Source organism: Nonomuraea guangzhouensis (assembly GCF_019396345.1).
In the GTDB taxonomy this organism is placed as follows: domain Bacteria; phylum Actinomycetota; class Actinomycetes; order Streptosporangiales; family Streptosporangiaceae; genus Nonomuraea; species Nonomuraea guangzhouensis.
In genome coordinates this window covers 115,352-133,228 of sequence record NZ_JAHKRM010000001.1, presented here as the reverse complement: position 1 = coordinate 133,228, position 17,877 = coordinate 115,352, and the positions used below count along the sequence as shown (strand labels likewise).

General features: G+C 69.1%; 17 protein-coding genes. 10 read left to right on the top strand and 7 right to left on the bottom strand.

The window, feature by feature from the left end; all coding sequences use genetic code 11:
- The first annotated feature begins 71 nt into the window (after window positions 1–71).
- Together KME78_RS00590 and KME78_RS00585 are read left to right on the top strand one after the other, a co-directional pair.
- Entirely contained in the window at window positions 72–995 is a 924-nt protein-coding gene (locus KME78_RS00590) for an ATP-binding cassette domain-containing protein (RefSeq protein ID WP_219526698.1), read from the top strand.
- An 80-nt stretch (window positions 996–1,075) separates the two neighbouring features.
- Complete coding sequence (locus KME78_RS00585) at window positions 1,076–1,891, top strand: ABC transporter permease (protein ID WP_219526697.1); 816 nt, start codon at window positions 1,076–1,078, stop codon at window positions 1,889–1,891.
- A 24-nt stretch (window positions 1,892–1,915) separates the two neighbouring features.
- Here KME78_RS00585 and KME78_RS00580 read toward each other — a convergent pair whose 3' ends face one another.
- From KME78_RS00580 to KME78_RS00565, 4 genes are read right to left on the bottom strand one after another with little or no spacing between them, the layout of a single operon-like run.
- Entirely contained in the window at window positions 1,916–2,851 is a 936-nt protein-coding gene (locus KME78_RS00580; RefSeq protein ID WP_219526696.1) for an ABC transporter substrate-binding protein, read from the bottom strand.
- A gap of 58 nt (window positions 2,852–2,909) precedes the next feature.
- A complete protein-coding gene (locus KME78_RS00575; RefSeq protein WP_219526695.1) occupies window positions 2,910–3,878 on the bottom strand; it encodes an ABC transporter substrate-binding protein in 969 nt (322 codons plus the stop codon).
- Window positions 3,875–5,788, bottom strand: a complete 1,914-nt coding sequence (locus tag KME78_RS00570) for an ABC transporter permease (RefSeq protein WP_219526694.1) — start codon at window positions 5,786–5,788, stop codon at window positions 3,875–3,877. Before KME78_RS00570 ends, KME78_RS00575 begins: the two co-directional genes overlap by 4 nt.
- Window positions 5,785–6,846 (bottom strand): quaternary amine ABC transporter ATP-binding protein, encoded by a 1,062-nt coding sequence (locus KME78_RS00565; protein WP_219526693.1) that lies wholly within the window; start codon window positions 6,844–6,846, stop codon window positions 5,785–5,787. The genes KME78_RS00570 and KME78_RS00565 overlap by 4 nt, the downstream gene beginning before the upstream one ends.
- Before the next feature lie 347 nt (window positions 6,847–7,193).
- Between KME78_RS00565 and KME78_RS00560 the strand changes: the two genes are divergently transcribed.
- The 4 genes from KME78_RS00560 to KME78_RS00545 all read left to right on the top strand — a co-directional run bounded on the left by KME78_RS00560 (window position 7,194) and on the right by KME78_RS00545 (window position 11,099).
- Window positions 7,194–9,746 (top strand): sensor histidine kinase, encoded by a 2,553-nt coding sequence (locus KME78_RS00560; protein WP_219526692.1) that lies wholly within the window; start codon window positions 7,194–7,196, stop codon window positions 9,744–9,746.
- A complete protein-coding gene (locus KME78_RS00555; RefSeq protein WP_219526691.1) occupies window positions 9,743–10,165 on the top strand; it encodes a roadblock/LC7 domain-containing protein in 423 nt (140 codons plus the stop codon). The genes KME78_RS00560 and KME78_RS00555 overlap by 4 nt, the downstream gene beginning before the upstream one ends.
- Window positions 10,166–10,231: 66 nt before the next feature.
- Window positions 10,232–10,546 carry a DUF742 domain-containing protein gene (locus KME78_RS00550; protein ID WP_246650163.1) on the top strand — a complete coding sequence of 105 codons (315 nt, stop codon included), beginning with the start codon at window positions 10,232–10,234 and terminating at the stop codon, window positions 10,544–10,546.
- Entirely contained in the window at window positions 10,527–11,099 is a 573-nt protein-coding gene (locus tag KME78_RS00545; protein WP_219526689.1) for a GTP-binding protein, read from the top strand. The genes KME78_RS00550 and KME78_RS00545 overlap by 20 nt, the downstream gene beginning before the upstream one ends.
- Before the next feature lie 48 nt (window positions 11,100–11,147).
- Here the strand turns inward: KME78_RS00545 and KME78_RS00540 are convergent, their stop codons facing one another.
- Window positions 11,148–12,110: an SIS domain-containing protein gene (locus tag KME78_RS00540; RefSeq protein WP_219526688.1), complete on the bottom strand. Its 963-nt coding sequence runs from the start codon at window positions 12,108–12,110 to the stop codon at window positions 11,148–11,150.
- Window positions 12,107–13,258 (bottom strand): hypothetical protein, encoded by a 1,152-nt coding sequence (locus tag KME78_RS00535; protein ID WP_219526686.1) that lies wholly within the window; start codon window positions 13,256–13,258, stop codon window positions 12,107–12,109. The genes KME78_RS00540 and KME78_RS00535 overlap by 4 nt, the downstream gene beginning before the upstream one ends.
- Window positions 13,259–13,408: 150 nt before the next feature.
- On the opposite strand from KME78_RS00535, the gene KME78_RS00530 reads away from it, so the two are divergent.
- Genes KME78_RS00530 through KME78_RS00515 form a run of 4 tightly spaced genes read left to right on the top strand, consistent with a single transcriptional unit; the run spans window position 13,409 to window position 17,216 of the window.
- Window positions 13,409–14,524, top strand: coding sequence for a polyamine ABC transporter substrate-binding protein (locus tag KME78_RS00530; RefSeq protein ID WP_219526684.1), 1,116 nt, complete (start codon window positions 13,409–13,411; stop codon window positions 14,522–14,524).
- 32 nt (window positions 14,525–14,556) lie between these two features.
- Window positions 14,557–15,396, top strand: coding sequence for an ABC transporter permease (locus KME78_RS00525; protein ID WP_308126751.1), 840 nt, complete (start codon window positions 14,557–14,559; stop codon window positions 15,394–15,396).
- Window positions 15,389–16,168 (top strand): ABC transporter permease, encoded by a 780-nt coding sequence (locus tag KME78_RS00520; RefSeq protein WP_219526683.1) that lies wholly within the window; start codon window positions 15,389–15,391, stop codon window positions 16,166–16,168. The genes KME78_RS00525 and KME78_RS00520 overlap by 8 nt, the downstream gene beginning before the upstream one ends.
- Window positions 16,155–17,216, top strand: a complete 1,062-nt coding sequence (locus KME78_RS00515) for an ABC transporter ATP-binding protein (protein ID WP_219526682.1) — start codon at window positions 16,155–16,157, stop codon at window positions 17,214–17,216. The genes KME78_RS00520 and KME78_RS00515 overlap by 14 nt, the downstream gene beginning before the upstream one ends.
- On the opposite strand, the gene KME78_RS00510 is transcribed toward KME78_RS00515, so the two are convergent.
- Window positions 17,198–17,815, bottom strand: coding sequence for a TetR/AcrR family transcriptional regulator (locus KME78_RS00510; protein ID WP_308126750.1), 618 nt, complete (start codon window positions 17,813–17,815; stop codon window positions 17,198–17,200). The genes KME78_RS00515 and KME78_RS00510 overlap by 19 nt on opposite strands.
- Window positions 17,816–17,877 lie beyond the last annotated feature (62 nt).

Here is a 17,877-nt window from a genome sequence, read left to right as displayed (position 1 = left end):
GGTACACCGTACGGTTGCGACCACCGAACCGTATGCTGTACGGTACGCCGTACGGAATTTGAGGAGGCGTTATGGCGGCGGTACACGCACAGGGGCTGCGCAAGACGTACGGCAAGAAGACGGCCCTGGACGGCTTCGACCTGGAGGTGGCCGAGGGCACGGTCTGCGGCCTGCTCGGCCCGAACGGCGCGGGCAAGACCACGGCCGTCCGGATCCTCACCACGCTCCTGCGCCCGGACGGCGGCCGAGCGGAGGTGGCGGGGTTCGACGTGGCGGCCCGCCCCCGGCTCGTACGGCGGAGCATCGGCCTGGTAGGCCAGCACGCGGCGGTGGACGACGTGCTGACCGGCAGGCAGAACCTGGAGCTGTTCGGCCGCCTCTACCACCTGGACGCCCGCGCGGCCCGGGCCAGGGCCGCCGAGCTGCTGGACGCGTTCGACCTGGAGCACCCGGGACCGGTCAAGGAGTACTCGGGCGGCATGCGGCGCCGGCTCGACCTGGCGGCGGGCATGATTCTCTCCCCGCCCGTGCTCTTCCTCGACGAGCCCACCACGGGGCTCGACCCGCGCAGCCGCGGCGAGGTGTGGAAGGCGGTGCGCGCCCTCGTTGCCACCGGCACCACGGTGCTGCTCACCACCCAGTACCTGGAGGAGGCCGACCAGCTCGCGGACCGTGTCTCGGTCATCGACACCGGCAGGGTCGTCGCCGAGGGCACGCCGGCCGAGCTCAAGAACAAGCTCGGCGGCGACCGGCTCGACGTGGTCGTCAGGGACGCGGCGCGGCTGTCCGAGGCCGCCGGGATCGTCGGCAGGGTGGCCGCCGCGCCCGCTGAAGTCGATCAGGACACCCGCCACGTCAGCGCGCCGGTGATCGAGCGGGTCCAGGCGCTCACGGCGGTCCTGGCGGCGTTCTCGGCCGCGGGCATCGAGGCCGAGGACGTCGCGCTGCGCAGGCCGACACTCGATGAGGTCTTCCTGAGCCTGACCGCCGCGTGAATCCCAGCCGCCTGAATCCCAGCCGCCTGAATCCCTCAACCGAAAGCCGTGTGAATCCCATCAACCGAAAGGAGCCCGGCATGACCGAACTCACCATGGACCCGCCGTTCACCCGGCTGCGCTGGGCGCTGGCCGACGGCTGGTCGGTCGCCCGGCGTGACCTGATCCACTGGATCGCCCAGCCCATGACGATCGTGTTCGGGGTCGCCTTCCCCGTGGTGATCGCCTTGGCGTTCGGCTACCTGTTCGGCGGCGCGGTGGACGTGCCGGAGGGGGCCGACTACTTCGCCTTCCTCATGCCCGGCATGTACGGAATGACGATGCTGTTCGGACTGGGCGCCACCATGGTCGCGGTCACCACGGACCTCTCTCGCGGGGTGACCGACCGGTTCCGGTCCATGCCGATGGCCCCGTCGGCCGTGCTGATCGGCCGGGCCGTCGCCGATCTGCTCAACTCGGTGCTGGTCCTGGCGGGCATGCTGGCCTGCGGGTTCGCGGTGGGCTGGCGCCCGGCGAGCCTGGGCGGGGCGCTCGGGGCCGTGGGGCTGCTGCTGTGGCTGCGCTTCGCCCTGTTGTGGGCGGGGATGTACCTCGGGCTGGTGGCCAAGGATCCGGGGGCGGTGACGGCCATCCAGACGCTGGAGTTCCCGATCGGCTTCCTGTCGAACGCCTTCGTCGCTCCGGGCACCATGCCGGGCTGGCTGGGCGCCGTCTCCGAGTGGAACCCTCTGTCGTCGACCGTCGCGGCGGCGCGGGAGCTGTTCGGCAATCCCGGCTGGGGCGGCGACTCGTGGGTGGCCCAGCACGCGGTGACGATGGCGATCGTCTGGCCGCTGGTGATCACCGCGGTCTTCTTCGTCCTGTCGGTCCGCCTCTACCAGCGCCTGGACCGGTGACCCCGGGGGGTCACCCGGCCAAGCTCAACGCGGGATCCAGTCCTGCCACACGATCTTGTTCTCGTCGACCCACTTCTTGGCGGCCTGGTCAGCGGTCATCCTGCCGTTGATCATGTCGCTGGCGACCGCGTTCTGGTTGTCGTTGGTCCAGATGAAGTTGCGGACCAGGGCGTACGCCCGGCCGCCGGTCGCGGCGAAGCTCCGGCTCACGATCTTGTCGAGCAGGTACGGCGGGTAGTCGCAGGCGACCTTGGCCGCGACGGCGTCGCAGCCTATCGAATAGGCGGGCAGATTGATCTTGACGAGTTTGACCTTGGTGAACAGCCATTGGGGTTCGTAGAAATACATCAGCACCGGCTTCCTGTTCTTGGTCGCCGCCTCTGCCGCCTTGATCAACGCGTCTTCGCTGCCGGAGTAGACCACCCGGTAATCGAGGCCGAGGTTCTTCACGAGCGCCTCGTCATAGGTGACGAACGACGGATCTCCGTCGAGCACCTGACCGGAATTTCCAGATTTAGCGGTCCGAAAAAGGCTCGAATACTTGTTCAGGCTCCGCCAGTTGGTGATGTCCGGATATCGCTTGACCATCCACTGGGGGACGTACCATCCGATCACCCCTTTGTTTCCGGTGAGACCCGCCGAGAGCGCGACCTTCTCGTCCTCGATGTACTTCTTCTTAAGATCGTTGTGGCCCCAATTCTCGACGATCACGTCGACCTTGCCGGTCGCGAAGTCCTTCCAGGAATCCTCCTCTTTCATCTTGCGTTTCTTGACGTCGTACCCCAGCTCGTGTTCGAGCAGGTAGGCCAGCACGGCGGCCTGGGCCTCGTAGCCGACCCACCCGTGGATGTCGATGTGCACCGTGCCCTTCGACCCTGGGGTGGGCGACGGCTCTCCACTGGAGCAGGCCGTCAGCAGCAGGGCCGCCACCAGCGGCCCCGCGATCGTCTTGGTTCGCATGAGAGGCTCCACGACCGCGGCCCGCTGGGGTCCGCGGTCGAAAAGGGGTCATGAGGGGTTACTTGGGGATCCACGCCTGCCACTTGGCGGTGTTGGCCTCGATCCACTTCTTGGCGGCCTGCTCGCCGGTCATGCCGCCGTTGGTCATGTCGTTGGCGACGGCGTTCTGGTCCTCGTTGGTCCAGCTGAAGTTCTTGACCAGGTCGTAGGCCTTGCCACCGGTGTCGGCGAACTTCTTGCTCACGATCTTGTCGAGGTCCAGCTCCGCGTAGTCGCAGGCGACCTTCTTGGCGTCGGCGTCGCAGCCCGAGGTGTAGGCGGGCAGGTTCACGCGTACAAGATCGACCTTGTCGAAGAGCCAGTGCGGGGTCCAGAAGTAGAACAGCAGCGCCTTCTGCTGCTCCTGCGCCTGGGTCGCCGACTTGAGCAGGGCCGCCTCGCTGCCGCCCGTGACCACCTTGAAGTTCAGTTTGAGGTTCTTGACCAGGGCCTCGTCGTTGGTGACGTAGCTCGGGTCGCCGTCGAGGAGCTGGCCCTTGCCGCCGGACTCCGACGTCTTGAACAGACCGGCGTACTTGTTCAGGTTCTTGTAGTCGGTGATGTCCGGATACTTGTCGGCCATCCACTTGGGCACGTACCAGCCGATGACGCCCTTGTTGCCGGTCGAGCCCGCGGACTGGGCGACCTTCTTCTCGTCGATGAACTTCTTCACCAGGTCCGGGTGACCCCAGTTCTCGATGATGACGTCCACGTCGCCGGTCTCGAAGCCCTCCCAGGCGAGCTGTTCCTTGATCTCGGGGAGCTTGACGTCGTAGTGGAGCTCGTTCTTCAGCAGGTAGGCCACCACGTTGGCGCTGGCCTCGTAGCCCACCCACGGGTTGATCGCGATCTTGACGGTTCCGGCGCTCGAGGCGCTGCCCTGGGCTTGCGGCGCGGCGGAACTGGACGGCTCTTCGACCTTGGCGCCACCGCATCCCGCGGCCGCGAGCCCGAGTGCGAGAAGGCCCGCGAGCAGGCGAATCTTCATGTGGTCTTCCTTCTTTGGGGGGAAGGGCGTCTGTCGGCGCCCTGCGTGATGCGGTCGAGCATGACCCCGAGCAGGACCGTCGCGATGCCGGCGATGAACCCCATGCCGAAGTCGGTCCGCTGGGAGAAGCCCACGACCACGTCGTAGCCGAGGGCGCCGGCCCCGACCAGGCCACCCACGACGACCATGGCCAGGGTCAGCACGATGCCCTGGTTGGCGGCCAGCAGGATCGCCCGGCGGGCCATCGGCAACTGCACCTTCCACAGGAGCTGGCCCGAGGTGGACCCGGCGGACGCGGCCGCCTCCACCACGGTCGCCGGCACCGCCCTGATGCCGTCCTCGACCAGGCGTACGACCGGGGGCACCGCGTAGATGACCGAGGCGAAGATCGCGGTGAACCTGGTGGTCTCGAACAGGGCGAGCGCCGGCAGCAGGTAGACGAATGCGGGCATGGTCTGCGCGGCGTCGAGTATCGGGCGCTGCACGGCCGAATACCGGGACGACCGCGCGGCCGCCACACCCAGCAGCAGGCCGATGACCAGGGTGACGAGCACCGCGACCGCGACGGTGGTGAGCGTCTGCATGGCGTGCTCCCAGACGCCGAGCAGCGCGATCGCCAGCAGGCAACCGAGTGCCGTGAGCGCCGGCCGTAGCCCGCTCACCCGCCAGGCCAGGAGCAGCGCGGCGGCGGCGACCAGCCACCACGGCGCCGAGGTGAGCAGGCCCTCCAGCGGGTTGAGCAGGAGACTGGTCGTGACGTCCTTGACGAACGTCGTGCCGCCGTACCAGCTCGTCTCGGCCCAGTGCACCGCGTCGTTGACCTGGACGACGAAGTTGACCGTCCAGCCGTCGGGCCACTCGGCGGGCAGCAGCGGCGTCAGCACCAGCCCGGCGACGGCCAATGCGGCGGCGGCGATGAGGGAGATCCGGCTGGTCCGCCGGTGCGGGTCGCGGGTGGCCAGTGAGACCGTCATCCGGTCCAGCAGCACGGCCATGACGACGATCGCGAGCCCGGCCGGGAGCATGATGCCGACCTGCGCGCGCGACAGGCCCCGGATGATGTCGCCGCCCAGGCCAGGCGCCGAGATGAGGTTCGCGATGACGACCATCGACAGCGCCATCATGATGGTCTGGTTCACCGCCAGCGCCATCGTCGATCTGGCCAGCGGCAGGTAGACCTTGAACAGGGTCTGGCGCCCCGTGGCGCCCAGCGACGCCGACGCCTCGACGGCGGTGGGGGAGACCTGCTCGATGGCCAGCGCGGTGATGCGGATGGCCGGCGGGATCGAGTAGATCATCGTCGCGATGGCGCCGGCGGGCGCGCCGATGTGGAAGAACAGCACGAGCGGCGCCAGGTACGCGAACGTCGGCATGATCTGCATGACGTCGAGGACCGGCGTGATCGCCTTGCGCACCCGGCGCGAGAGACCCGCCCAGACGCCCAGCGGGACCCCGATCGCCAGCGACAGCAGCACCGAGGCCGCGACCAGGGCCAGCGTGTCGACGCTCGACTGCCAGAGCCCGAGCACACCGAACGAGCCGACCCCGGCGACCGCCAGCAGCGCGATCCGCCAGCCGCCCGCCAGCCAGGCCAGCGCGCCCATCACGCCGATGAGCCCGGGCCAGCCGAGCGCGTACAGGACGCTCTGGAAGGCCGTGTAGACCGACCCGACGAAGATCCGGATGTAGTTCAGGAAGTACAGGAACAGCGGGTTGGAATTGCGGTGGTCGTCGATCCACTCCCGCAGGTCGGTGATCGCCAGGAACTGCGGCGCCGACTTGTCGTGCGGGAGCGTTCCCGTGCCGTGGAAGACGAGGTAGGCGGCGGCGAACAGCAGCACGATCCCCGCCGGGGCCGCCCACCTGGGTATCCGCAGCCTGGACGGGGTGGTGACGGCCGTGGTGCTCATGCGCCGGCCCGTACGGCCGGTGCCGGGTCGTGGCCCGAGAGGAAGGTGAGCATGTCCACCCGGTCCACGACTCCAGCCAGCTCGTCACCGTCGACGACCCGGATGGGCCGGGAAGAGGAGGACGTGGCGCCGATCGCGTCCTTGATGACCGTGCGGGCGGGCAGGACCGGGCCGTCGAGGGGCTCGCCGGGCTCGGGCGGCCGGCAGATCCAGCGCAGCGTGAGCACATGGCTCCTGGGCACGTCACGGACGAAGTCGGCCACGTAGTCGTCGGCCGGCGCGCCCACCAGCTCCTCCGGCGTGCCGAGCTGCACGATCGACCCGGCCCGCATGATCGCGATGCGTTCGCCCAGCTTGAGCGCCTCGGACAGGTCGTGGGTGATGAACAGCATCGTCTTGCCGACCTCGCGGTGCAGGCGGATCACCTCGGCCTGCATGTCGCGGCGGATCAGCGGGTCGAGCGCGCTGAACGGCTCGTCGAACAGCATCACCTGCGGGTCGACGGCGAGCGCGCGGGCCAGGCCGACCCGCTGCTGCATGCCGCCGGAGAGCTGGTCGGGGTAGGCGTCGGCGTGCCCTTCGAGGCCGACGAGGGCGAGGATCTCCCCGGCCCGCGCGTGCCTGACGGTCTTGGCAGCGCCCTGGATCTCCAGGCCGTAGGCCACGTTGTCGATCACGCGCCGGTGGGGGAGCAGGCCGAAGTGCTGGAACACCATGCTGACCCGGTGACGGCGGATCTCGCGTAAGCGGGCGGGGGTGGCCCGGCCGATGTCCTCGCCGTCGATCCTGATCTCGCCCGCGCTCGGCTCGACGAGCCGGGTGAGGCAGCGGACCAGGGTGGATTTGCCGCTTCCCGACAGGCCCATGACGACGAAGACCTCGCCGGGCCGTACCTCGAAACTGACGTCTCTGACGGCGGCGGTGCAGCCGGTCTTCTCTCTCAGCGCGGTGGGTTCCAGATACTTGTCATCGCACTCCAGGACCCTTTCCGCCTTTGCGCCGAAGATCTTCCACAGTCCGTTGACGTCGATGGCCGCACTGTCGGGAGAAACCCCCACAACTCGCCTCCTCGCTTTGACCGGGCTCAACCTATGTCGTAAATAACGCAAATCTCAACGGCGTGACCTTGAAGAGACGACTGTGGTCCTTCTCTGTAACAGCCTTGGAACGCTACAAACGCCCACAAGCGGACACTTGTTTACTTAAAGGAGCATTTTTCACCTATAACGGATCTAAATGGGACCCCAGGTTCTCGCCTCATGCGTCACACCACTCGGGTTTTGCCACGTTATGTTCGCTTGGCCGAGCTAGTAGGTATGTGTTCCAATTACCCCCACTTGCTGATTTCCCCGAGGGCCTCAGTCGCCCCGTCAAATACGCCGATTCGGGCGAGAGGTTGCGTTCGGTGAGTACACAGTTGGGTGAACGGCACGCGGACGAGGCAACTTGGCGCCTGCGCAACTGGCGCGTCCGGGCGCGGCTCGTCGCGCTCATCCTGGTCCCGACCGCCGCCGCCGTCCTGCTCGGCGGGGTCCAGGTGTTCGCCTCGATGGGCGCCGCCGCTGACTACGCGCGTACGAACCGGCTGGCGCAGCTCTCCCAGCAGGTCGGCGCGCTCACCCATCTGGTCGCCGGCGAGCGCGGCAGGACCGCGTGGTTCATCGCCAAGGGCCGGCCCGCGCCCGGGCTGGCCGCCGTGCGCGACCAGATGGACCTGGTGGACGCGTCCACCAGGCAGGTGCGGGCGAGCGCCGAGCAACTGGTGGGGGAGGTCACCGGCCGTACCGCCGACCAGATCGAGAACATGCTGAGCCGCCTGAACGACCTGGCCGGCCTGCGCCAGCAGGCGCTCGAAGCCGACCTGCTGCCCGGGGCCTGCGTCGAGCTCTACACCACGGTGATCAACGAGCTGCTGTCGGTGCACAACGAGCTGGTCAAGGGCAGCCAGGACGACGAGCTGTTCCGGCAGACCCGCATGCTCGACTCGCTGGCCCGCGCCAAGGAGAGCATCTCGCTCCAGCAGGCGTTGGTCACCACCGGCCTCGTCGAGGGGAGCCTCGACCAGGAGCAGCTCAAGCGCTTCCTCGGCGAGCTGTCACGCGAACGCAACGAGCGCAAGGGCTTCGGCGACGAGGCCACCGCCGAGGAACGCCGCTTCTTCGACGAGACCGTCAACGGCAGATCCGCCGACCGCATGCTGTTCCTGCGCGAGCTGGTGCTGATCCGGGCCACGGCCGGGCTGCCCCTGAAGGGCCTCGACCAGGGCAACCACGGAGACGACGCCAAGGAGTGGTACGACGCGGGCAGCGTCGTCGTCGACTCCTTCCGCGAGGTCGAGCAGCGCCAGGCGGCCGGCATCCTGACCCGCAGCGAGGCGCTCAGCGCGGACGAGCGGCAGCGCGCCCTGGTCATCGCGTGCGCGGTGCTCGCGCTGCTCGTCGCCGTCCTGCTGATCACCACGGGAGTGGCGCGATCGCTGGTCCGGCCGCTGCGCCGGCTGCGCGGCGAGGCGCTGGAGATCGCCGGCCGGCGGCTGCCGGAGTTCGTCCAGCACCTGCGCGAGTCGCGCGACGGCGCGCTCGACGTCAAGGTGCCGCCCATCGGCATCTTCTCCAAGGACGAGGTGGGCGAGGTCGCGCGCGCCTTCGACGAGGTGCACCGTGAGGCCGTACGGCTGGCCGGCGACGAGGCGCGGCTGCGCTCGAACGTCAACGCGATGTTCGTCAACCTGTCGCGGCGCAGCCAGACCCTCGTCGAGCGGCAGCTCACGCTGATCGAACGGCTGGAGCGCGGCGAGCGCGACGACAACCGGCTCGGAGACCTGTTCAAGCTCGACCACCTGGCCACCCGCATGCGCCGCAACAGCGAGAACCTGCTGGTCCTGGCCGGCCAGGAGGCGGCACGCAGGTGGAGCGAGGCGGTCGAGCTGATGGACGTCGTACGCGCCTCGCTCGGCGAGGTCGAGAGCTACGACCGGGTCAGCGTCCAGGCGCAGTCGGCGGCCGCCATCGCCGGCCAGGCGGTCAGCGACGTCGTCCACCTGCTCGCCGAGCTGGTCGAGAACGCGGTCTCGTTCTCCTCGCGCGACACCAAGGTGATCATCTCCAGCAGCCGCATCGACGGTGGCGGGCTGATGGTCTCGGTCACCGACCACGGCATCGGCATGAGTCCGGAGGAGCTGACCGAGGCCAACTGGCGGCTGGCCAACCCGCCGGTGGTCGACGTCTCGGTCTCCCGGCGGATGGGCCTGTTCGTGGTCGGCCGGCTCGCGCTGCGGCACAGCATCAGGGTGCAACTGCGCCGCCAGGACATCGGCGGGCTGACCGCCATGGTGCTGATCCCCGAAACGCTGCTCACCACGGTCCCCGGGGCGACGCCGGTCCCGGAGCCGCCGCCGTTCGTGCCGATGCAGGCCACCCCGGCGATGCCCGGCCTCGGCCACCCGTCGTTCGACCCTTCGCTCGACCAGCCGTTCGACCGGCCGTTCGAGCGCTCGTCCCATCAGTCTTTCGAGGCCCTCGACATGGCGCCATCGCCCTCATCCTCGTCGTGGTTCAGCTCGCGTCACACGCCCTCGGCGGAGGTGCCGATGCCCGACCTGGTCACCCCGTCACCGCAGGCGGACAACGAGTTCCCGCCGGACTTCGGCTCCGCCGGGTCGAGCTGGTTCACCAAGCCGGAACCGGATCATCGCGACCCCGCCTGGTCCTCGCCGGCCGACGGCGGATGGCAGGCGGCGGGCGCGATCAGTGAGCCCGCGCGGAGCGGGACCACCTCATCCGGACTGCCCAGGCGGACGCCCAAGGCCAACCTGGTGCCGGGCTCCGCCGGCGCCCAGCCGTCGCCGACCCCCGCCCCCGCGCCTCCTGTCTCGCCCGACCGGTTGCGCCGCAGGCTCGCCAACTACCAGCAGGGCGTGCGCAAGGGCCGCTCAGAGTTAGAGGAGGACCCAGGATGAAGAATCTGAGCCAGGCGGCCAGGGACATGAACTGGCTGGTCAGCGGCTTCGTGGAGCAGGTGCCCGGCGTGGCGCACGCCGTGGTGGTCTCCGCCGACGGACTGCCGGTGGCCTTCTCACGCGGCTTCCCCCAGGACCGCGCCGACCAGCTCGCCGCCATCGCGGCCGGGCTGATCAGCCTCACCCAGGGCGCTGCGCGGGTCTTCGAAGGCGGCGAAGTCACCCAGACCCTCATCGAAATGCGGCGCGGCCTGCTCCTGGCCATGTCGATCAGTGATGGTTCGTGCCTGGCGGTGCTGGCCGCCCCCGACTGCGACATGGGCCTGGTGGCCTACCAGATGACGATTCTGGTCGAGCGCGCGGGGCAAGTGCTCACGCCCGCCGTCCGCGCGGAACTCTCGGCCGCGCGTACCTGGTGATGGGAGTGACTGTTGGCAGCGTGGCATGACCGCGAACCGGAGCCCGAGCGGAGCTCGTTGGTCCGGATGTACGCCGTCACCGGCGGGCGAACCGCCCCACGCGGTGGCCTTGCGGTGGAGGCGCTTGTATCCTCAGCGACGTCGATGCGGCTCGGCATGACCTACACCCGGGAATACCGGGCGATCAGCGAGCTGTGCCGGCAGGTCCGGTCGGTGGCGGAGGTGTCAGCTCTGCTGCGGGTCCCGCTCGGTGTGGCGCGGGTCCTGATCGCCGACATGGAGTCGGAAGGGCTGGTCCGCGTCTACCAGCCGCAGCTTGAGGCGGGCGTTCCTGACAAGAGCCTGCTCGAAAGGGTACTCAGTGGACTTCGCAGGCTCTAGCGGGCTCACCTCGACGAAGATCGTCGTCGCGGGCGGGTTCGGCGTGGGCAAGACCACCTTCGTCGGCGCGGTGTCGGAGATCATGCCGCTGACCACGGAGGCCGTCATGACGGATGCCTCGGCGGGCATCGACGACCTCGCGCACACGCCGGGCAAGACGACCACGACCGTGGCCATGGACTTCGGACGACTGTCACTGGATCGTGATCTGATCCTCTATCTGTTCGGCACGCCCGGTCAGCACCGGTTCTGGTTCATGTGGGATGACCTCGTCAAGGGTGCGATCGGCGCGGTGGTGCTGGTCGACTCCCGGCGGCTGGCCGACAGCTTCCCCGCGATCGACTACTTCGAGAACGCCGGGCTGCCGTTCGTCGTCGGGCTCAACGGGTGGGACGGGCAGTTCCCGCACGTGGAGAACGAGGTGCGGGAGGCGCTCACGCTCTCGCCGCACATCCCGATCGTGCGTACCGACGCGCGGGTCCGCGAGGCGGTCAAGAGCACGCTCATCTCGCTGGTCGAGCACGCTCTCACCGCCCAGGCCGGCGCCCGCTGACCGCCGCGTCCGGCGCCCGTCGACGCCCGGCGGCGTCCGATGCGCCGGTCAGGACGCGGCCGACCACCAGTAGGCGGCGACCAGCTCCGCCACCAGCGTCTCCGTGAGCAGGGCCACGTCCGCGTCGCCCTCGTGCGCGTAGTGGATGGCGGCCGTGGCGTCCTTGACGTCTCCGCCGACGGTGACGACCGTCGAGCCGCGCTGCCGCACCCAGTCCATGGCCTGGTCCTCATAGCGGGAGCCGGGAAAGAGCAGGGCGCGGTAGTCGAGGGTCTTGGTGAGGTAGACGTCCACGTGCGCCCAGTCGCCCGTCTCGCAGGCGTCGGCCGGGCGGCGGGGACCCTCGCGGAACATCAGCGCCGACTGCTCCGCCGACGACAGGCGCTCCGGTGGCGCGATGGTGTAGACGCCGTGCGGGCCGTCCAGCAGTTCCAGCGCCAGGGGCAGCCACTCGTCCCTGCGGTCGAGGAGGTCGGCCGACGCCTCGGCGCCGCGCCGTACCAGATCGGGCAGGTCGCGCCCGCCGCCCGTGAGGCGGGACTCCAGCGCGAGCAGGAGGGCGAGCGTGTGCTGGAACGTACGGCAGGACACGCCGCCTCGCTCCTCGCCCGCGTGCATGGGGACGACCAGGTCGGCCGCCTCGGTGATGGCCGAGCCGGGAGTGTTGGTGAGCGCCGCGACGAACGACGGGCCGCCCGCGTACCTGGCCACCGCGTCGAGCGTCTCGCGGCTGCCGCCCGTGGCCGAGATGGGCACCACCAGCGTCTCCGGACCCGCGGGGTACGAGGCCGCGGCGGAGCCGTAGTCGGCGTAGGCGTCGATGCCCGCGGCGCGCAGGCGGAGCGCGGCCACGCCGGCGGCGTAGCGGGAGCTGCCCATGCCCAGGAACAGCACGCGGCGGACACCTTCCGGCAGCCCCTCGAACGGATCGGCGCTCGCCAGCGCGTCCGCCAAGGTGGCCAGGGCCGCTGGCTTGGCCTCCAGGTCGGCCAGGTAGAGCTCGGAATTCACGGGGTCTCCTCGGGATAGCGGGCGCGCAGCACGCCCATCGGGGCGTAGCGCCAGCGGGGCAGGTGCCGGGCGGCGTAGACGAGCTCCCGGCACTCCTGCTCGATCTCGAACGGGCGCAGCAGGGAGCCGTCCAGCAGGTCCGGCCGCCCGCGCTCGGCCAGGCGGTCCCGGTAGGCGGACAGCAGGAGCTCGCGGGCCTCGCCGGCCCAGCCGAGTGCCTGGCGCGGCGGGGTGCCGCGGCGCTTGATCGCCACCTGGGCGACGTGTTCCAGGCTGGTGGCGAGCTGGGCGACGTCCCTGGCCGCCGGTTGATACGGCGCGGCCTCCGTGACGGTGGGGTTGCCGTCGAAGTCGATCACGGCGTAGCCGCCGGTCCACCGGAGGATCTGGCCGACGTGGAGATCGCCGTGGATGCGGATCAGGGGCGTGGCGATGGGCCCGGCGAGCGGGGCCAGCTCGGCTCTGAGAGCGCCGGCCCGGCCCGCCAGCCACTCGCCGTCTTCGCCGTCCGTCAGGGTGAGGGCCTCGGCCAGCGCGCCCTCCGCCCTTTCCGCCGGTCCGAAATCTGTTGTAACGGCTGGGGCGGTTGCCGCGATGGAGGGGGGTGGGAAAGTGGAGAGTGCCAGGTGGAGGTCGGCGGCCAGGCGGCCGAGGGCGTCCGCGAAGGCGGTGCGGCCCGCCTCGGCCTCATCGGCGCACCACTCCCAGCCGTCCCTGGCCCCCGGCAGGTAGCCCGTGACCAACGCGAGGAGCCTCTCGCCCGCCCCGTCCACACGCGTCAGTGCCGCGTACGGCGGAGCCGTATCCTGGAATCCCGCTCCGGCCAGATGGGCGAGCATCTCGGGGGCGGGATGCGGCATCGTCGCCGGAGGCGTCAGCCACTTGACCACCACCCGCTCGGCCACGATCACCGAATAGTTCGTCTGGTCGACGTGTGACCCGAAATCCCGCTCGGCCGGCACCCCAGTGTCGGGTTCCGCCGCACTGTACGAGAGGCTGGGCAGGGCGGAGAAGCGGCGGACGGCGAAGGGTGGTGGCACCTCGACCCCATCCACGAGCGCCGTCACGAGTGCGGCGGAGACGCCGCGATCTTGCTCGGTGGGAGACTTCTCACCGAGAGAGAGCAACCGCTTCCATATTGAATTCATGTTCAACAGCTAGACCAAACATCCAGGTAACAGTGTCCGCAAAAGTCTTGCCCATGTTGATTTCTGCTGCAACACTCCTGCTCTGGTCCGCCGTGCCCGGTTGGTCGCGCGACCCCTCTCGTCTCTTGGAACCCTGAAGGAGTAGCGGCCGTGTCCTCCCGTACCCGGTTCACCCGTCGTCTTCCGGCTGCCGTGGCGGTGGTCGGCCTCGCGCTCGCCGTCGCGGCGTGCGGTGGTGAGTCGACCAACAGCGCAGCCGCGCCGGCGGCGACGGCCGACCAGCTCAACCCGAACGCCGACCTGACGAAGCAGTCGGTCAACGTGACGGTGTGGGACGGCTACACGCCCAAGGAGCTGCCGGAGAAGGTCAAGGACAAGCTCAAGTTCCCGCTGAAGATCCAGCTCCACGCCACCAACGAGGAGGCGATGACCAAGCTGACCGCCGGCGGCGACAGCGGCATCGACGTGGCGTTCGTGTCGGGCCAGTACGCCCAGGCGCTCAACGAGCAGGGTCTGCTGGAGCCGATCCACGCGGAGCTGATCCCCAACCTGGCCAACCTCTACCCCGAGGCCACCCAGCTCTCCTACGACAAGGGCAACAAGTACTCGGTGCCCTACACCTGGGGCACGACCGGCATCTGCTACCGCAGCGACCTGGCCAAGACGCCGCCGACGAGCTGGAAGGACATCCTGTCGCCGCCGGCCTGGGCCGACAAGAAGGTCACCATGATGACCACCGAGCGCTGGCTGGCCCTGCCCGCGCTCAAGGCGCTGCACTACTCGGTCAACACCGACAAGGACGAAGAGATCGCCGCGGCCAAGAAGCTCCTCGTCGAGGCCAAGCCGCACCTGCTCGGCTACGACGACACGACCTTCGGCGACAAGCTCAAGTCCGGCGAGGCCGTGATGGTCGAGGCGTGGGACGGCTGGTGCCCCACGGACCAGAAGAACATCAAGTTCGTGGTGCCGAAGGAGGGCAGCGACCTCTGGGTGGACACCATGGTGATCATGAAGTCCTCCAAGAACAAGGAGGCCGCGCACGCCCTGATCAACTACATCCTCGACCCCGAGATCCACGGCTGGGCCGCCGCGAACATCAACTACAAGGTGCCCAACAAGGCCGCCATGGACAAGGTGCAGATCCCCGAGGGCTCGCTGCTGGGCATCAAGCCGGCCGAGCTGCTCAACGGTGAGTCGATCATCGACCTGGGTCAGGCGTCGGTGAAGTACACCCGCATGTCGACCGAGATCACGGCGCAGTCGTAGCAGCGGTGAAAGCACAAGCTGAAACCCGGCCGGTGTCCCCTTCGAGGGGGCGCCGGCTGGGTGCGTTCGTTTTCCTGTCACCCGGGCTGACCTACCTGGTCGTGCTCCTTCTGGTGCCGCTGGTGCTGGTGCTGAGCTACACGCTCTTCCAGCGCGGGCGGTTCGGCGGCGTCGTCTACGAGGTCACCGGCGAGAACTTCAGCCGCCTGCTCGACCCGCTCTACCTCGGCGTGGTGGGCACCTCGCTGAAGATCGCCGGGCTCACGACGCTGATCGCGCTGCTGCTCGGCTATCCGACGGCTTACCTGATCGCGCGGCTGCCACCCAAGTGGAAGACGGTCGCGCTGGTCGCCGTCGTGCTGCCGTTCTGGACGAACTTCATCATCCGCGTCTACGCCTGGATCATCCTGCTCAGCGGGCCCGGCCTGCTCAACTCGGGATTGACGGCGCTCGGACTCGGGCCGTACGAACTGCTCTACAACCAGGGCGCCATCGTTCTCGGGCTGCTCTACTCCTACCTGCCGCTGATGGTGCTGCCGCTGTACTCGGCGATCGAGCGGCTCGACCCGCAGTTGTGGGAGGCGTCGGCGAACCTGGGCGCGTCGGGGTTCACCACCTTCCGCAAGGTGACGCTGCCGATGACGGTGCCGGGTGTGCTGACCGGGTGCCTGTTCGTGTTCGTGCCGAGCTTCGGCAACTTCGTCGTCCCCGAGATACTCGGGGGCGGCAAGTCGATCATGGTGGGCAACCTGATCCGCACCGAGTTCCTGAAGGCACGGGACTGGCCTTTCGGCTCCACCCTGGCGCTGGCCCTGGTGGCGGTCCTGGTGGTGCTGCTGATCGCGCAGTCGTGGGCGGCCCGCCGTGGGTAGGGCGAGGTGGCTGCACGTCCCGTTCTGGGCCACGTACGTCTTCCTCTACGCGCCGATCGTCGTGCTCGTCGTGATGTCGTTCAACTCCGGCAGGTCGGCGTACACCTACGAGGGCTTCAGCCTCAAGTGGTACGGCGAGCTGGCCCAGGACGAGCGGGTCAGGGACGGCCTGGTCAACACGCTCATCGTGGCCGTGGGATCGACCGCCATCGCGACCGTGCTCGGCACGCTGCTGGCCGTCGGCCTGGTCAGGCACACGCGGTCGAAGACGCTCGACGCGTTCGCCCTGATGCCGGCCGTACTGCCCGACCTGGTGCTGGCCATCGGGCTGCTGGTCTTCTACGGGATGATCCAGCTCACGCTGGGGCTCTACTCGGTGATCCTCGCGCACGCCGTCTTCTCGATGGCCTTCGTCGCCGCGGTGGTGCGCACCAGGCTGACGAACGCCGACACCTCGCTGGAGGAGGCCTCGCGTGACCTCGGGGCGGGCCCGGTCGTCACGTTCGTGAAGGTGACGCTGCCGCAGCTCGCGCCGGGCATCATCGCGGGCGCGCTGCTGGCCTTCACGCTGTCGCTGGACGAGTTCGTGATCGCCTTCTTCACGATCGGCAACACCGAGCAGACGCTGCCGATCGTCATCTATTCGATGATCCGTTTCGGGGTGACCCCGAAGATCAACGCGCTGGCCGCCATCCTGCTCCTGGTGAGCTTCACGGCGGTGATCGCTGGACAGCGGATCACCAAGATCGGGGAATCACGTGCTCAAGATTGACCGGATCACCCGGCGGTTCGGTGATGTGACCGCGCTCGACGGAGTCTCGCTGGAGATCCGCCAGGGTGAGTTCTTCGCCCTGCTGGGGCCCTCCGGGTGCGGTAAGACCACGCTGCTGCGCATCCTGGCCGGGTTCGAGACGCCCGACGGCGGCACGGTGACCCTCGACGGTGAGGACCTGCTCGCCAAGCAGCCGAACCGGCGGCCGATCAGCCTGATGTTCCAGTCGTACGCGCTGTTCCCGCACATGACCGTCGCCAAGAACGTGGCCTACGGCCTGGAGCGGGAGAAGCTGCCGCGCCAGGAGATCAAGCAGCGGGTCGGCGAGGTGCTGGAGACCGTCGGCCTGTCGGAGCTCGGCGCGCGCAAGCCCGCCCAGCTCTCCGGCGGCCAGCGTCAGCGCGTCGCGCTCGCCCGGTCCATCGTCAAGCGCCCGCGCCTGCTCCTGCTCGACGAGCCGCTCTCCGCGCTCGACAAGAAGGTCCGCGCCGACATGCAGCTGGAGCTCAAGCGGCTGCAGCACGAGGTCGGCATCACCTTCGTGGTCGTCACCCACGACCAGGAGGAGGCCATGTCGCTGGCCGACCGCATCGCGGTCTTCGAGCGGGGCGGCGTGCGCCAGGTGGACGAGCCCGTCGAGCTCTACGAGCGGCCCCGCACCCCCTTCGTCGCCGACTTCGTCGGCGCCAACAACCTGTTCGAGGGTACGGCCGGCGGCGCGGAGGGCCTCAGGACCGCCGACTTCGGCCTGCTGCCCGGCACCCCGCTGGAGGAGCTCGAGGCCGGCGCCAAGGCGCTCCTCGGCGTCCGCCCGGAGAAGGTCGAGCTACGCGACGAGACGGCTGCCCACGGACTCAAGGGCACCGTGCTCGACGTCAGCTTCTACGGCGGCGTCTCCCACATCTCGGTCGACCTGCCCGGCCACGTCAAGCCGGTCCTGGTGGCCGTGCAGGGCGCCAGCGCCGTGCAGCAGGGCGCCAAGGTCAAGCTGCACTGGCGGCACGACGACGCCGTCATCATCCCGGCGGGTCAGGGCACGGCCGGATGAGTCAGCTCGTGGCCCGTCGCCGTGCGCGCGTAGGAGAGGATCAGCTCGGCCGCCTCCTGCGGGTCTATCACCGGGTGCCGGGCGGTGATCCGGTAGCCGTAGGCGTCCTCCAGGGCCACCAGGTTGCGCGAGATCGTCAGCGAGTCGGAGCTCAGCTTGAACACTCCGAGCGCGGAACCCGTGTCCAGGATCGACTGGTACATCGACACCTGCCGGTCGTACAGGGAGGTGAGCAGCACGCCGTACACCCTGTTGCGCCCCGCGGCCCCGCCGAGCTCGTTGAGCAGCCTGACGTCGGGATCCAGCGGACCGGTCGGCAGCCCCGACCTGATCGTCATGACCAGCTTCTCCGCCGGGTCGGTGAGCGCGACGAGCTGGCGCAGCCGCTGCTCGTAGAACCGCTCCATCCCGGCGTGCTGCGCCTCGACCAGCAGCTCGCTGAGGTCGGGGTAGTGATAGAGCACGGCACCGGAGGTCAGCCCGGCCTCCTCGGCCACATGCGAGAGCTGGACGCGGTCGATGCCGTGACGGATGATGGCCCGCCGGGCCGCCTCGATCAGGTCGATGCGCCGGTCGCTGCGGCTCTTTCGCTGGGCCACAATCACCGCCTTGTTTGTCTGCCGTTCAGGAAGCCGTGACCATAGTGCCTTGAAGTTGGCGT

Excerpts from the sequence above, each read along its gene's own strand:
- KME78_RS00590 (WP_219526698.1), top strand. The coding sequence starts at position 72 with ATGGCGGCGGTACACGCACAGGGGCTGCGCAAGACGTACGGCAAGAAG.
- KME78_RS00585 (WP_219526697.1), top strand. The coding sequence starts at position 1,076 with ATGACCGAACTCACCATGGACCCGCCGTTCACCCGGCTGCGCTGGGCG.
- KME78_RS00580 (WP_219526696.1), bottom strand. The coding sequence starts at position 2,851 with ATGCGAACCAAGACGATCGCGGGGCCGCTGGTGGCGGCCCTGCTGCTG.
- KME78_RS00575 (WP_219526695.1), bottom strand. The coding sequence starts at position 3,878 with ATGAAGATTCGCCTGCTCGCGGGCCTTCTCGCACTCGGGCTCGCGGCC.
- KME78_RS00570 (WP_219526694.1), bottom strand. The coding sequence starts at position 5,788 with ATGAGCACCACGGCCGTCACCACCCCGTCCAGGCTGCGGATACCCAGG.
- KME78_RS00555 (WP_219526691.1), top strand. The coding sequence starts at position 9,743 with ATGAAGAATCTGAGCCAGGCGGCCAGGGACATGAACTGGCTGGTCAGC.
- KME78_RS00550 (WP_246650163.1), top strand. The coding sequence starts at position 10,232 with ATGTACGCCGTCACCGGCGGGCGAACCGCCCCACGCGGTGGCCTTGCG.
- KME78_RS00535 (WP_219526686.1), bottom strand. The coding sequence starts at position 13,258 with ATGAATTCAATATGGAAGCGGTTGCTCTCTCTCGGTGAGAAGTCTCCC.